Source organism: Streptomyces sp. Ag82_O1-12 (genome assembly GCF_900182715.1).
In the GTDB taxonomy this organism is placed as follows: domain Bacteria; phylum Actinomycetota; class Actinomycetes; order Streptomycetales; family Streptomycetaceae; genus Streptomyces; species Streptomyces massasporeus.
The window spans coordinates 3,922,802-3,936,453 of record NZ_FXUW01000001.1; the positions used below are offsets into that span (position 1 = coordinate 3,922,802).

The 13,652-nt window shown below is 70.8% G+C and carries 15 protein-coding genes; 10 read left to right on the forward strand and 5 right to left on the reverse strand.

Features of this window, described 5'->3' with window-relative positions:
* Positions 1-97: 97 nt before the first annotated feature.
* The 5 genes from QOL88_RS17870 to QOL88_RS17890 all read left to right on the forward strand — a co-directional run bounded on the left by QOL88_RS17870 (position 98) and on the right by QOL88_RS17890 (position 4,310).
* The gene (locus QOL88_RS17870) at positions 98-1,039 is read left to right on the forward strand and encodes an ROK family protein (protein WP_097217369.1); all 942 of its coding nucleotides are present in this window, start codon (positions 98-100) and stop codon (positions 1,037-1,039) included.
* Positions 1,039-2,274, forward strand: coding sequence for an N-acetylglucosamine-6-phosphate deacetylase (gene nagA / locus QOL88_RS17875; protein ID WP_257027811.1), 1,236 nt, complete (start codon positions 1,039-1,041; stop codon positions 2,272-2,274). Before QOL88_RS17870 ends, nagA begins: the two co-directional genes overlap by 1 nt.
* A 79-nt stretch (positions 2,275-2,353) precedes the next feature.
* Positions 2,354-2,785, forward strand: coding sequence for a hypothetical protein (locus QOL88_RS17880; protein WP_143668868.1), 432 nt, complete (start codon positions 2,354-2,356; stop codon positions 2,783-2,785).
* A gap of 102 nt (positions 2,786-2,887) precedes the next feature.
* The gene (locus tag QOL88_RS17885) at positions 2,888-3,817 is read left to right on the forward strand and encodes a 1-phosphofructokinase family hexose kinase (RefSeq protein ID WP_097217370.1); all 930 of its coding nucleotides are present in this window, start codon (positions 2,888-2,890) and stop codon (positions 3,815-3,817) included.
* A 136-nt stretch (positions 3,818-3,953) separates the two neighbouring features.
* Positions 3,954-4,310, forward strand: coding sequence for a peptidase inhibitor family I36 protein (locus QOL88_RS17890; RefSeq protein WP_179878891.1), 357 nt, complete (start codon positions 3,954-3,956; stop codon positions 4,308-4,310).
* A 71-nt stretch (positions 4,311-4,381) separates the two neighbouring features.
* Here the strand turns inward: QOL88_RS17890 and QOL88_RS17895 are convergent, their stop codons facing one another.
* Together QOL88_RS17895 and cdgB are read right to left on the reverse strand one after the other, a co-directional pair.
* Positions 4,382-5,314, reverse strand: coding sequence for a carbohydrate-binding protein (locus QOL88_RS17895; protein WP_097217372.1), 933 nt, complete (start codon positions 5,312-5,314; stop codon positions 4,382-4,384).
* Between the two features lie 117 nt (positions 5,315-5,431).
* The gene (cdgB, locus tag QOL88_RS17900) at positions 5,432-7,090 is read right to left on the reverse strand and encodes a diguanylate cyclase CdgB (RefSeq protein WP_097217373.1); all 1,659 of its coding nucleotides are present in this window, start codon (positions 7,088-7,090) and stop codon (positions 5,432-5,434) included.
* 421 nt (positions 7,091-7,511) lie between these two features.
* Here cdgB and QOL88_RS17905 point away from each other — a divergent pair, with 421 nt between their 5' ends.
* Complete coding sequence (locus QOL88_RS17905) at positions 7,512-8,096, forward strand: flavin reductase family protein (protein ID WP_097217374.1); 585 nt, start codon at positions 7,512-7,514, stop codon at positions 8,094-8,096.
* Between the two features lie 91 nt (positions 8,097-8,187).
* Complete coding sequence (locus QOL88_RS17910) at positions 8,188-8,664, forward strand: GNAT family N-acetyltransferase (RefSeq protein WP_097217375.1); 477 nt, start codon at positions 8,188-8,190, stop codon at positions 8,662-8,664.
* Positions 8,665-8,679: 15 nt separating this feature from the next.
* Here the strand turns inward: QOL88_RS17910 and arfB are convergent, their stop codons facing one another.
* Complete coding sequence (gene arfB, locus QOL88_RS17915; protein WP_097217376.1) at positions 8,680-9,117, reverse strand: alternative ribosome rescue aminoacyl-tRNA hydrolase ArfB; 438 nt, start codon at positions 9,115-9,117, stop codon at positions 8,680-8,682.
* 160 nt (positions 9,118-9,277) lie between these two features.
* On the opposite strand from arfB, the gene QOL88_RS17920 reads away from it, so the two are divergent.
* A complete protein-coding gene (locus QOL88_RS17920) occupies positions 9,278-9,853 on the forward strand; it encodes a TerD family protein (RefSeq protein WP_033312269.1) in 576 nt (191 codons plus the stop codon).
* Between the two features lie 294 nt (positions 9,854-10,147).
* Positions 10,148-10,660 carry a GNAT family N-acetyltransferase gene (locus QOL88_RS17925; RefSeq protein WP_257027812.1) on the forward strand — a complete coding sequence of 171 codons (513 nt, stop codon included), beginning with the start codon at positions 10,148-10,150 and terminating at the stop codon, positions 10,658-10,660.
* A gap of 4 nt (positions 10,661-10,664) precedes the next feature.
* Here QOL88_RS17925 and QOL88_RS17930 read toward each other — a convergent pair whose 3' ends face one another.
* Positions 10,665-12,080, reverse strand: a complete 1,416-nt coding sequence (locus QOL88_RS17930; RefSeq protein ID WP_373559289.1) for a M1 family metallopeptidase — start codon at positions 12,078-12,080, stop codon at positions 10,665-10,667.
* A gap of 37 nt (positions 12,081-12,117) precedes the next feature.
* On the opposite strand from QOL88_RS17930, the gene QOL88_RS17935 reads away from it, so the two are divergent.
* Complete coding sequence (locus tag QOL88_RS17935; protein WP_097223059.1) at positions 12,118-12,618, forward strand: hypothetical protein; 501 nt, start codon at positions 12,118-12,120, stop codon at positions 12,616-12,618.
* A gap of 277 nt (positions 12,619-12,895) precedes the next feature.
* Here QOL88_RS17935 and QOL88_RS17940 read toward each other — a convergent pair whose 3' ends face one another.
* Entirely contained in the window at positions 12,896-13,573 is a 678-nt protein-coding gene (locus QOL88_RS17940) for a pentapeptide repeat-containing protein (RefSeq protein ID WP_097217378.1), read from the reverse strand.
* Positions 13,574-13,652 lie beyond the last annotated feature (79 nt).

Sequence of the window (13,652 nt, forward strand, 5' to 3'; positions counted from 1 at the left end):
GCGTCACCGCCGCCGAAACATTTCGATATCCGGAACAAGGTCTACACCACGTGAGTGGACTAGACCTCTTGCGGGTCCCCGGGTCACACTGTTCCCCGTGAGACATGTCATCGCCCTCGACGTGGGCGGCACCGGAATGAAGGCCGCGCTGGCCGGGCCGGGGGGCGAGGTACTGCACCGGGCCCGCCGGGCCACCGGACGCGCCCAGGGACCGGACGCCGTCGTCGCGGGCATCCTCGACTTCGCCGCCGAGCTGCGCGCGTACGGCGCCGAGCGCTTCGGCACGCCCGCGTCCGCCGCCGGGGTCGCCGTCCCCGGCATCGTCGACGAGGCGCACGGCGTCGCCGTCTACGCGGCCAACCTCGGCTGGCGCGACGTCCCGCTGCGCGACCTGCTGACGGAGCGGCTCGGTGTCCCGGTCGCCCTCGGCCACGACGTGCGCACCGGCGGCCTCGCCGAGGGGCGGGTCGGCGCGGGCCGGGGCGCGGACCGGTTCCTGTTCGTGGCGCTGGGCACCGGCATCGCGGGCGCCATCGGCATCGATGGCCGGGTCGAGGCGGGCGCGCACGGCTTCGCGGGCGAGATCGGCCACATCGTCGTACGCCCCGGCGGGGCCCCTTGCCCCTGCGGGCAGCACGGCTGCCTGGAGCGCTTCGCCTCGGCGGCGGCCGTGAGCGAGGCCTGGGCCGCGACCTCCGGCGACCCGGACGCGGACGCGGCGGACTGCGCGAAGGCGGTGGACTCCGGCGACCCGAAGGCCGAGGCGGTCTGGCAGGAGGCCGTGTCCGCCCTGGCCGACGGCCTGGTCACGGCCCTGACGTTGCTGGATCCCCGCACTTTGATCATCGGTGGTGGTCTGGCAGAGGCGGGGGAAACCCTCTTCACGCCCCTGCGGGAAGCCATCCGCGCTCGCATCACTTTCCAGAAGCAGCCGACGATCGTCCCCGCCGCGCTGGGCGACGGCGCCGGTTGTCTGGGGGCGGGCCTGCTGGCATGGGATCTCCTCGACCACACCGACCGCATGGAGGTAACCCCCTGATGACCGACGCCTCAGGGGCGCGGGACAGCGCCGATATGCGGCTCCGCCGCGGAGCGCGACAAGCCCCCACGCACCCGCACCCCGCAACGGCCGGGCACCCCACGGTCCTGACCGGCGCGACGGTGGTCCTCCCGACCGAAACCGTTCACAACGGCCAAGTAGCCGTCGACGGCACCCGCATCACCCGGTCGGCCCCGGAAAACGCCCAGGTCATCAACGCATCCGGCCACTACGTCATCCCCGGCTTCGTCGACCTGCACAACCACGGCGGCGGCGGAGCCTCCTTCACCTCCGGCTCGGTCGACGACATCCTCAAGGGCATCCACACCCACCGCCTGCACGGCACGACCACCCTGGTCGCCTCCACCGTCACCGGCGACATGGACTCCCTCACCCACCGCGCGGGACTGCTGAGCGAACTCGCCGAGCAGGGCGAGATCGCCGGCGTCCACTTCGAGGGCCCGTTCATCTCCCCCTGCCGCAAGGGCGCCCACTCCGAGGCCCTCCTGCGCGACCCCCACCCCGCGGAGGTCCGCAAGCTGGTCGACGCGGCCCGGGGCCAGGCCAGGATGCTCACGCTGGCCACGGAACTCCCCGGCGGCCTGGACTCCGTGCGCCTCCTCGCCGACCACGGCGTGATCGCGGCGATCGGCCACACGGACGCCACCTACGAGCAGACGGTGGATGCCATCGACGCGGGCGCCACGGTCGCCACGCACCTCTTCAACGCGATGCCGCCGCTCGGCCACCGCTCCCCCGGCCCGATCACCGCGCTGCTGGAGGACGAGCGGATCACGGTCGAGCTGATCAACGACGGCACACATCTGCACCCCGCCGCGTTGCAACTGGCGTTCCATCACGCGGGCGCCGGCCGGGTCGCGTTCATCACGGACGCGATGGACGCGGCCGGTTTCGGCGACGGGCGCTACTGGCTGGGCCCACTGGAGGTGGAGGTCACGGACGGCGTGGCCCGCCTGGTGGAGGACGGCACGATCGCCGGCTCGACCCTCACCCAGGACCGCGCGTTCAAGCGGGCGGTCACGGTCGACGGCCTCTCCGTCGAGGACGCGGTGACGGCCCTGTCCGCCAACCCGGCCCGCCTGCTCGGCATGGCCGACACGATCGGCTCACTGGAGCCCGGGAAGTACGCCGACCTGCTGCTCCTGGACTCCGCGTACGAGCTGAAGGGCGTCATGCGCCGGGGCGAATGGGTGGTCCCTCCCCAACTGGGCTGATCTATAGGATGGGTTGGACAAATCAGCCGGCCGCAAGAGCTCGTAGAGCTTACCCGCCTCACCATATATAGTCATGCCCATGACCAAGTACGTGAAACTTCTAACACGGGGGACCGGGGTCGGGGCGGCGGCATTCCTGCTGGCTGTCGCCATTCCTGGCAGTGCGCAAGCGGCAGCAGATCCCGTATACGCAGGATGTAACACAACCGGCGCGAGCGGCCTCCTGAGGGACACTCAGCTGACTGAAAGCCCCGGCGGCACGCACGCGGTCCACTTCGAGATCTCGGACACCGCGGCTGATCGGCACCACGCACGGGTTCGGTACCTCACGAAAATGGGCAACGGGAAGACGAAGTCCTGGAAGTGGAACCCGAATTACGAGGGCGTGGGAACCATAGTGGTTAACACCTCGGCCAAAGATCAGGACAACGGTATCTTCCGGGTCGGTATTGAAGTAGCCAGGGCAGAAGGGTCTTCGATCCTCAACTCCTGCATCGCCTGGGAGCCGTAGCAGTGAGCAAGCCAAGGGTGCGAGGGCTGTGAAGGCTCTCGCACCCTTGGCATGATCTGCGCATAACCGCACGTCCTGCAATGCTCTCGGAGGGCCGCGTAGGTGATCCTCACAGTGACTTTGAACACCGCTCTCGACATCACCTATCGCGTACGGTCCCTCAGGCCGCACGCCTCCAACCGCGTCTCCGAGGTGACGGAACGCCCCGGCGGCAAGGGCGTCAACGTGGCCCGGGTCCTCGCGGCCCTCGGGCACGAGGTGACGGTGACGGGTTTCACGGGCGGGGCGACGGGCCGGGTCGTGCGGGAGAAACTCGCGGCGGTGCCGGGGGTGGTGGACGCGCTTGTACCGGTCTCGGGCGCGACCCGCCGCACGGTCGCCGTGGCCGACGGGCTCACCGGCGACACGACGCAGCTGAACGAACCGGGCCCGACGATCACGCCGTCCGAATGGTCGTCCTTCCAGGAGGCCTACGAGGACCTGCTCCCCGGTGCGTCGGCGGTGGCCCTGTGCGGCAGCCTGCCGCCGGGCGTCCCCGTGGGCGCGTACGCGGGCCTGATCCGCACGGCCCGCTCCTTCGCGGTCCCGGTCCTCCTGGACACCAGCGGCGAACCCCTGCGCCGGGGCGTCGCGGCCCGCCCCGACATCATCAAGCCGAACGCCGACGAACTGGCGGATCTGACGGGCTCCCACGACCCGCTCCGCGCTACCCAGGACGCCCGCCGCCGAGGCGCGGGCGCGGTGGTCGCCTCCCTGGGCCCGGAAGGCCTCCTGGCCCTCACCCGAGACGGCCGCTGGCGAGCCACCCCACCCGCCCGCACCCGCGGCAACCCCACCGGCGCCGGTGACGCGGCGGTGGCGGGCCTGCTGTCAGGCCTGGTGGACCGCCTCCCCTGGCCCGTCCGCCTGACTCGAGCCACCGCACTGTCCGCGGCGACGGTCCTGGCACCAGCGGCAGGCGAGTTCGACCGGGCGACGTACGAGGAGTTGCTGGGAAGGGTGTCGGTGACCAGCGCAGCGCCGGCGGCGTAAGCGCTGTGCACCCTCGCTGGGTACGCCTGCCATGCCGTTTGGCCGAGAAATGCCCCCTCCCCCCATCTCGGAGGCATGATTATGTGATCATTTGTTCGGTGCATGACCGGCACCGAAGATGCAAGGGGAGCCTCAGATGAGCATGATCAAGAAAAGTCTGATGACGGGGGCCGTCGTCGGTGCACTGCTGTCCGGCGCTTTCGCCACACCGGCTGCGGCGGCTGATCCCAAGACCTGCCCGCAAGGGAAGGTCTGCGGATGGTCGGGGAAGAACAGGACTGGGACCAGGACCGTCCTGTCTGTGACACCCGGCTGCGATACCTTCAAGACTGCCCGGTCCGTCTCGAACCAGACGTCTTACAGCATCGAGTTCTGGCACATCACCCCCGGCACCGGCTGCGGAGTCGGCACCAAGCTGCTCACTCTGAGGCCGCACACCTACTCGGACGACACCCATGGCACCGTCACCGGGATTGCAGTCTACGGAAGTTAGTGTCGCGTAGCCCGAGCCTCACAGGGACGGTCCGCCGATGTGTACCGGCGGACCGTTCAGCTGTCCGAGTCCTACTGCACCCAGAGTTGGTCGAGAACTGCGTCACACTGATTGCCCTCGTTGCAAGCGAGCTCGATCGTGTTGGTGCCCTTGGTCAGGGTGATCGGGGCCCAGGAGGTCTGCCACCCCTTGTCCCAGTCGCCCTTCGGTGAGCCGATGAAGTTCTTCAGGCCCATGGGCTGGGTGTTCGCCTTGCCATTCACCATCAGCGTCGCATTGGCGTCGACTCCCGGAACGCTGTAGCGGGCGTAGAGCCGGTAGTCGCCGGCCTCCTCGATGCCGTTGACCGTCCAGGTCACCTTGGCTCCGACATGGTTGAAGCCCGTCACATAGACGCCGCCGTCGGCCTTCGAGCCCTTGAAGTCCGACGCGGTCGAAACGCCCGGCCCGAGCCGCAACGCCTTCGCGTCGGTCTCCGGCAGGTCGACCTTGCTCCCACCGCCCTTGCTCTTCGAAGGGCTCGGCTTCGACTCCTGGGACTGGGTCGGCTCGGTGCCGACCTCGTCGGACGCGCCGTCCTTGTCCTTGTCGCCGCCCAGCATGGCCACGCCGATGCCGACGACGACCGCGGCGACCACCGCGATCGCGCCGATCAGCAGGCCCTTGTGGTTCGGGCCGCGGCCACCCCGGCCGCCGACGCCGCCGCTGGGCATCTGCTGCTGCGCGGTGGTCGCACCACCGGGCAGCGTCTCCGGCGCGGCGTAGTGCGCGTTCGGCTGGCTGTAGGCGCCCTGCTGCGGGACCTGGCCGTACGGCGCCGTCTGGGCGTGCTGCGGCTGCTGGCCGTACTGGCGCGTGCCGACCGCTCGCACCCGGTTGACCGAGTTCGGGTAGCCGTAGCCCCCGGACGGCGGCTGGGCTCCGTTGGCCTGCCCGTCGGCGTAGAGATAGCCGAACGGGTCGTCGTCCTCGGGCGTGCTCGCGCCGTTGTTGCCGGGCGTCATCCCTTGGTCTCCTCAGTCAGGTGCGGTGCATGCGGTACACGGGTGAGTAAGCGAGCCTACCCGCTCCCAGAGACCCAAACGGGTGACTCAGACCGCATCAACTCACTGACCTGGGCTTCACCCGGCGCGTCTGTGTTGTTTGGGACGAGATCGTTTCTCGACGTACATCCGCTCGTCAGCGGATTTCAACACTTCGTCCGCCGTCATTCCACAGTGTGCCCATCCGATGCCGAAACTGGCGCCCACCCGGACGGCCCGCCCCTCGGCACGGATGGGCTGGATGATCTCGTTGCGGAGCCGGACCGCGAGGTCCTGCGCGTCGGCCCGGCCGAGCCCGTCGGCCAGGATGACGAATTCGTCACCCCCGAGCCGGGCGACCGTGTCACCGTCGCGGACGCCGTTGCTCAGCCGCCGGGCCACCTCGATGAGAACCGCGTCACCCGCGTTGTGCCCGAACCGGTCGTTGATCGACTTGAAGCCGTCGAGGTCGCAGAAGAGCACGGCGAGGCCCTTGGTGCCGTCGTCGTGGTTCCCGTCCGGGGCGACGGTGTGCACATGGTGGTCGTAGGCGTCGTACGGTTCGGCGCTCTGCCGGAAGTCGAAGCCGGGCCCGACCACGTCGAAGGCGGCATGGCCGTAGGCCGCGTCGACGGATTCCACGGCGGCGTGCGGGGACGACGCGCGTTGACAGAGCCGGGAGGACAGGCGAGAGCGCAGCTCCGCGGAGTTCGGCAGGCCGGTGAGCGAGTCGTGCGAGGCGCGGTGGGCGAGCTGGAGCTCGCGGCGCTTGCGCTCCTCGATGTCCTCGACGTGGGTGAGCAGGAAGCGCGGCCCGTCCGCGGCGTCCGCGACGACGCTGTTGCGCAGCGACACCCACACGTACGTGCCGTCGCGGCGACCGAGGCGGAGCTCCGCGCGCCCGCCCTCCGCCGAGGTGCGCAGCAGGGTGCCGATGTCCTCGGGGTGGACCAGGTCGGAGAACGAGTAGCGGCGCATCGCGGACGCGGGGCGGCCGAGCAGCCGGCACAGCGCGTCGTTCGTGCGCAGGATCCGTCCGTGCTGGTCGCCGCCCATCTCGGCGATGGCCATCCCGGACGGGGCGTACTCGAAGGCCTGCCTGAAGCTTTCCTCACTGGCCCGCAGCGCCTGCTGCTCGCGCTCCAGCCGGACGAGGGCGCGCTGCATGTTGGCGCGCAGCCGGGCGTTGCTGATCGCGATGGCGGCCTGGAAGGCGTACATCTGGAGCGCCTCGCGGCCCCACGCTCCGGGCCGGCGGCCGTTGCGGGGCCGGTCCACCGAGAGGACGCCGACCAGTTCGCCGCTGTTCCCGCTGCCCTGCGGGCCCGGCGCGTACATGGGGGCGAAGAGCCGGTCGGCCGGGTGCCACTCGTCCTCGAAGCGGGGGGCGGGGCCGTCGGTGTACCACTGCGGGACGTCGTCGTCGTCGAGGACCCAGCCCTCGGTGTGCGGTATGAACACCAGGTCGCCCCAGTGCTCGCCCATGCCGAGGCGGCGTTCCCAGGACTCGCGCGAGCCGACCCGGCCGGTGATGAGGGCCTCGGCGGCGGCGTTCCCGGCGAAGGCGGCGACGACCAGGTCGCCGTCCGGCCGTACGAGGTTCACGCACGCCAGCTCGTACCCGAGGGCCGCGACGACGCCTTCCGCGACGGTCTGCAGTGTGTCCGCCAGGCTCCGGGCCGTGTTCATGTCGGCCATGACCTGGTGCAGTTGTCGCAGGGACGCAAGACGGACGTAGGGCTCCGACTCGGTCTCCATGCTCGCCCTCCCCCCGAGTACTCGCAGCGATTCAAGGGTTCTCGTCGGCGTATCGTCCTGGCAGCTTCCCCGCCACTGAATCACAGCGCGCTGCTCACTCGGTACACAGGGTCAACAATTCCTGCCCCTTGTGACTCAAGTCACAGGCAAACCTGAACAATTGAGAGGAGTTTCTGCGTTCTTCACATGCTCTACCGAACGCAAACTTTGTCGGGTTGCGCACATGTATTTCCCTGGTGACCGCCGGGAGACCGCGGATGTCCGTCGCGTTGTCGGTCGTGAGGTCCGTCGCGATGTCCGTCGCGATGTCGATCGTGAGGTCCGTAGCGATGTCCGTCGCGATGTCCGTCGCGAGTCCTAGGACCGTGATCGGGCGAGAGGCCGATGCGGGGCGCGCGGGACGGAGATTAGCGTCTCGGGTGTGCCGAACACTCCCGCTGCCACGTCCCCGATCATTCCGTCGCCCGCCTCCGGGCATGCTGAGGGGGTGAGCAACGACGAGTTCCGCGCCGCCATGTCCCGGCTGGCCTCGGGCGTGGTCCTGGTGACCGCGCAGGAGCCGCCGCTCGACCCGGACGACGCCACGGCGCCGGGCGGCGAGGACGTGGGCATGACGGCCACGGCCTTCATGTCGGTGTCCCTGGACCCGCCCCTGGTGCTGGTGAGCCTGCGCGAGGGCTCCCGCATGGACGACCTGCTGGAGGAGCAGGACCTGTGGGCGGTCTCGGTCCTCTCCGAGAGCCAGCGGCACATCGCGGGCCGTTTCGCGATGAAGGGCCGCGTCAGCGACCGGCTGCTGTTCGCGGACATCCCGTACACGCGCGGCGAGTACACCGGCTCCCCGCTGGTCGGTGGCGCCCTGGCCGTCCTGGAGTGCCGCACCGAGCAGCGGGTGGCCGCCGGTGACCACACCCTGGTCATCGGCCGGGTCCTGACCGCCTCCGTCCCCAGCGCCGAGGGCGGCCCGCTGACGCACTTCCGCGGCAGGTACCGGCAGTTGGGCTGAGGAAACCGCTGGCCGGGCGCCGAGCCGCCCGCCTAGTGTGCGCCCATGACGACGCCCAGAGTGCGCCCATGACCACGCCCCGAGTGCGCCCATGACGTCGACCGGCCTGCGGCTCGAGGAGATCACCCCCCGGAACCTCGACGCCGCCCTCGGCATCCGCGTCCGCCCCGACCAGGAACACGCCGTCGCCCCCGTGGTGAAGTCGCTCGCCGAGGCCTACGTCCATCCCGGCGCCGCCTGGCCCCGCCTGATCGTCGACGGCGACCGCCCGGTCGGCTTCCTCATGGCCTGCCTCGACATCGACTGGTACGAGGACGGCAGCGTCCGCCGCTCGGGCTTGTGGCGGCTGAACATCGCGGCCGATGAGCAGGGCAAGGGGTACGGCCGCTTCGCCGTCGAGGCCGTGGCGGCCGAACTGCGCCGGCGCGGCAGCAAAGAGCTCTACGTCACCTGGCACCCGGGGCCCGACGGCCCGGAGCGGTTCTACCTGGGACTGGGCTTCCGCCCGAACGGGGAGGCCTCCGGAGGCCAGACCGTGGGCGTACTGAAGCTGGACCAGCGACGCTGAGCCGCCAGAAGGCCTCTAGCCCCAGTTCCGCGCGGAGCGCCCCTGCTTCGTCTCCGAGCGCTGCTTCTTCTGCCGCAGCCGGCGCTCGTTGATGCCCCGGGGAATCCGGGTGGGCTTGCGGGGCTTGGGCGGGGGCGCGGTGGCCTCGGCCAGGAGCGCGGTGAGGCGTACGGCGGCGGCCTCGCGGTTGCGCCACTGGGAGCGGTGCTCGGAGGAGCGGACGGTGACGACCCCGTCGACCAGCCGCCCGGCCAGCCGCTCCAGGGCCCGCTGCTTCCACACCGGCGGCAGCGCCTCGGTCTTCGCCAGGTCGAAGCTCAGCTCGACCTTCGAGTCGCTGGTGTTGACGTGCTGCCCACCCGGCCCCGACGACCGCGAGAAACGCCACATGAGCTCGGCCTCGGGCAGGGAGACGGAGCCGCGGATGACGTGGGAACCGGACATGCCGTCCATGTTCCCGCTTCTGTCCCGTCCACGTCACCCGAATAATCGCGAGTAAAGAAAGTAAAGGAGCTGGAACCTCGCGTACCCCTCTCCACGTTCATGGGGGTAGCTGTAGCTTCGGTGCCGCAGCTTCTTTGCCGCACGTAAACGAGGGAAGGGACTCCCAACAATGGCTGTAAGCCTGTCCAAGGGTGGCAACGTCTCGCTCACCAAGGAGGCTCCGGGCCTGACCGACGTCACCGTGGGCCTCGGCTGGGACGTCCGCACCACCACCGGCACGGACTTCGACCTCGACGCCTCCGCGATCGCGGTCAACACGCAGGGCAAGGTCTACTCGGACGCCCACTTCGTCTTCTTCAACAACAAGCAGACGCCGGACAACACCATCGTCCACACCGGCGACAACCGCACGGGCGAGGGCGCCGGCGACGACGAGGCGATCAACGTCAACCTCGCCGCCCTCCCGGCCGACATCGACAAGATCGTCTTCCCGGTCTCGATCTACGACGCGGAGAACCGCTCGCAGAACTTCGGCCAGGTCCGCAACGCCTACATCCGCATCGTCAACCAGGCCGGCGGCGCGGAGATCGCCCGCTACGACCTGTCGGAGGACGCGGCGACGGAGACGGCCATGGTCTTCGGCGAGCTCTACCGCAACGGCGCGGAGTGGAAGTTCCGCGCGGTCGGCCAGGGCTACGCCTCGGGCCTGGTCGGCATCGCCCAGGACTTCGGCGTCAACGTCTGACGGACGCCTGAGCGTTTCGCGGGAAGCCCCCCGGGCCGGACGACCGGCCCGGGGGCTTCGCCTCACCGGGCGCGAGGAACTGCGACGCCCGGGGACTCCGCCCTCAGGTGACGCGAGGAACTGCGACGCCCGGGGACTCCGCCCTCAGGTGACGCGAGGAACTGCGACGCCCGGGGGCTCCGCCCTCAGGTGACGCGAGGAACTGCGCGACAAGCCACACCCCACCCGCACCGGACAAAACCCCGAGCCCCTACGGCGCATCGCAGCCCTCTCCACCAGGGATACGTCTCCCCCGTGATCCTCGACCCCCTGCCCATGGCCCCCCTGGGCGATTCCCTCCTCGCGGAGCTGACCGCCCTCTACGCCTCCAACTCCGCGTTCCACCGCCTCACCGGTGACTTCCCCGACCCGGAGGACGTGCGCCCCGAGCAGGTCGCGGCCGCCCTGGCGCAGGAGTGGGAACTACCCGGCACCGAGATCCTGCTCGCCCGCAGCCTCGGCCGCCTGACCGGCATCGCCGTCACCCTCGCCCACCACCCCGACCCCGCCGACCCGGACCCCTGGATCGGCCTGCTGATGGTGGACGCGAGCCTGCACGGCCAGGGCCACGGCAGCCGCCTGGCCGCACTGGTGGAGGACCGCTTCCGCGCGGCCGGTCGCACGGCCGTCCGCCTGGCCGTCCTGGCGAACAACCCGAAGGCCCTGGCCTTCTGGACCGCCCTCGGCTACGAGGTCGTCGACCATCGTGAGGACATGCAACTGGGGCGCCCCTGCGCGGTCCTGCGCAAGGAACTGACCGGGCCGTGAGGCCTCAGGGCTGCTCCGGCTTCCCCTCCCCGTACAGCCAGTCGTCCCAGATCCCCTCCAGGTCCGTCCCGGGCGCCCGCTTCTCCACGTAGGCCGTGAAGTCGGCGGTGTCGGCGTTGCCGTGCCGGTACCTGGCCGCCCACCCCCGCAGGATCGAGAAGAACCGGTCGTCCCCGACGGCCTGCCGCACCTTCTGCAGCACCATGGCCCCCCGCCAGTACACGGGCGGGTCGGAGATCTGCCCGGCGCTCGGCGGGTCCGCCGGCGGGAACTCCCAGATCTCCTCCCCGGCCTCCTCCGTGTCGAAGTGGGACCCGGAGTACACCGCGTCGAACGTCTCCTGCGCGCTGTCCCCGCCGTGGTCCTCCTCCCACAGCCACTCCGCGTAGGTCGCGAACCCCTCGTTGAGCCACATGTCCCGCCAGCTCTCGGGCGTGACGGAGTCGCCGTACCACTGGTGGGCGAGCTCATGGACGAGCAGCGTGATGTCGGGGGCGCCGGGGAAGACCGGCCGGGTCTGGGTCTCCAGGGCGTAGCCGACGGAGGCCGCGCTGTCGACGATCGCGCCGGTGGAGGAGAAGGGGTACGGCCCGAACCTCCGCTCCGACCACCGCAGCACCTCCGGGATCCGCCCGAGCACGGGCCGGCTCGCCGCCGCCTCGGCCGGGTCGACGGCCGTGTACAGGGGCAGGTCCCCGGCTCGGGAGCGGCTGATGTCGAAGCGGCCGATCGCGAGGGTGGCGAGGTAGCTCGCCATCGGCTCCCCGCTGTGCCACACGAACGTCGTACGGCCCCGCGCGGTCCGCTCGCCGCGCAACTCCCCGTTGGAGACGGCCTGCAACCCCTTGGGCACGGTCACCGCGAGGTCGTAGGCCGCCTTGTCGGAGGGGTGGTGGTCGCCGGGGAACCACGCCATCGACCCCGTCGGCTCACCGAGCGCCAGCACCCCGTCCGTGGTGCGCAGCCAGCCCTCCCGGGAGCCGTCCGGGTCGGTGACGGTCTCGGGCGTTCCGGAGTAGCGGACGGTCACGCGGAACGTCTCGTCCCGGTCGATGTCGCCGTGCGGCCGGACGGTGAGCTCCTGCCCGGCGCGGTTCCAGCGGGCGGTCTCGCCGCCGACGGTGACCTTCTCGACCTCCATGCCGAGCAGGTCGAGGTTGAACGCGGACAGGTCCTTCTCCGCGCGGGCGGTGAGGGTGGCCGTGCCGGTGAGGTGGTGGGCGTCGGGGTCGTAGGCGAGGCGCAGGCCGTAGTGGGTGACGTCGTAGCCGCCGTTGCCGGCCTTCGGGAAGTACGGGTCGCGGACGCCGGAGCCGCCCGGGGTGCCGTGCACGCCGCCGCCGCACGCGCTGAGGACGAGCGCGCAGGCGAGCAGGGAGGCTGCGGGCAGCGTGGGGACAAGACGTACAGATCGGGCCACGCTCGTGATCCTACGATCGCGTGACACCATCACCTCCGTGCTCGACATCGGCTACGCCCTCTCCAACCGCTTCCCCGACCCGCCGCAGACCGACTACCGCCGCGCGGACGTCCGGGCGCTGCGGCACGACCTGTTCTGCGGGGACGTCTATCTGGCCGACACCAAGACGGATCACGAGGTGTCCACAGCCTGGGGATGGGTGCCGGTGCTCGACTTCGCGTGGGCGCTGTGCGACATCGTGGAGCGCATCGACCGGGACCCGGCGGGCTCGCGGGCGTCCCGGCCGCAGCGGGCGGAACTGGACTTCACCGAGTCGACGGACCGGATGCTGTTCGAGCGGCGCTTCGGCTGGGTGGACATCGAGGCGGACTGGATGCGCGCGGAGGAGCCCGCGCTCACCGTCTCCCACACCGAACTGCGCCGCGAGTCACGGGACTTCCTGCACGACCTGATCGCCGACCTCACCGACCTGCACGACGACCTCGCGGAGAACCCGGCGATCTGGACCCTCCAGGCCCGCTTTCCCCGGGTCTCCTGACGCGTTCGGCAGGGCACGTCCGCCCGGCTCAGCCGCGACCTCGACAGTCCGGCTCCGCTCGCTCCGGGCCTTCCATCTGCGTGTCCACCCCCTCATAGCGCCGCACCGGTCTTACGACCCGGCGGAGGAAGCCGGCTCGCTGGGCTGGTACAAAACCTGAGCCCTCCGCCCGAGCCGGCATCAAGCTCCTGGACGGCGGGCCCGGCGCGGACCCCGGCACAGAAGTCCGCGCCGCCGCGCGCCCGCAGCTCACCGAAGCCGCATGACAGGCGACGCGTCAGCCCTCCACGCGGATCCCCCACTGCGCGGCCAGCGCCGGGGCCAGGTCCAGGAGTTGCGCCGTGCTGATCACCGCCCCCGACAGCCGGTCCAGCCCACGGCTGATCTCCAGGGACGCGGCGCCGCGCAGGTCGACGTCCGTGAGGGTCGCCGCGTGCAGGTCGGCGCCCTTCAGGGCGCAGTCGACGAACTCCACGCGCTCCAGGCGGGCGCCGCCGAAATCCGGCTCGACCAGGACGCAGCCCTCGAAGACGACGTCCCTGAGCCGGGCCGTGCGCAGGTTCAGGTAGTCGATCTTGCCGCCGCGGATCAGCACCCTCTCCAGCACCGCCCCGTGCAACTGCGGCCCGCCGAGCCGGGCATCGGTCAGCTCCACGTCGCGCAGGGTCGCCTCGGCGAGGTCGGTCCCGACGCCGCGGACGCCGGTGAGGGTGGAGTCCAGGAAGCGGGCATGCCGCAGCCGGGTCTCGTCCAGCGCGCAGCCCGTCAGGGCGCAGTCCATGAAACGGGCGCCCGACCCGTCCTGCCCGGAGAGGTCGGCCTCCCGGAAGTCCAGCCCGTCGTAGTCCCCGTCCGGCTCCAGCCCGTCGCCCTCGTACGGCTCCAGCACCGGCAGCCGCACCTCCGGTCGCCTCGCGCCCTTCACACCCGTACCGCCCGCCGCTCTCCTCGCCATGCCCCCCATGCTGCACCCCGCCTCTGACAATCGCCGCTGACCTGCACGGACACCGGTGATGTCACATTCCGGGGCCGTC

Coding starts and splice junctions, on each gene's coding strand:
- nagA (WP_257027811.1), top strand. CDS start 1,039: ATGACCGACGCCTCAGGGGCGCGGGACAGCGCCGATATGCGGCTCCGC.
- QOL88_RS17880 (WP_143668868.1), top strand. CDS start 2,354: ATGACCAAGTACGTGAAACTTCTAACACGGGGGACCGGGGTCGGGGCG.
- QOL88_RS17890 (WP_179878891.1), top strand. CDS start 3,954: ATGAGCATGATCAAGAAAAGTCTGATGACGGGGGCCGTCGTCGGTGCA.
- QOL88_RS17895 (WP_097217372.1), bottom strand. CDS start 5,314: ATGACGCCCGGCAACAACGGCGCGAGCACGCCCGAGGACGACGACCCG.
- cdgB (WP_097217373.1), bottom strand. CDS start 7,090: ATGGAGACCGAGTCGGAGCCCTACGTCCGTCTTGCGTCCCTGCGACAA.
- QOL88_RS17910 (WP_097217375.1), top strand. CDS start 8,188: ATGACGTCGACCGGCCTGCGGCTCGAGGAGATCACCCCCCGGAACCTC.
- arfB (WP_097217376.1), bottom strand. CDS start 9,117: ATGGACGGCATGTCCGGTTCCCACGTCATCCGCGGCTCCGTCTCCCTG.
- QOL88_RS17920 (WP_033312269.1), top strand. CDS start 9,278: ATGGCTGTAAGCCTGTCCAAGGGTGGCAACGTCTCGCTCACCAAGGAG.
- QOL88_RS17940 (WP_097217378.1), bottom strand. CDS start 13,573: ATGGCGAGGAGAGCGGCGGGCGGTACGGGTGTGAAGGGCGCGAGGCGA.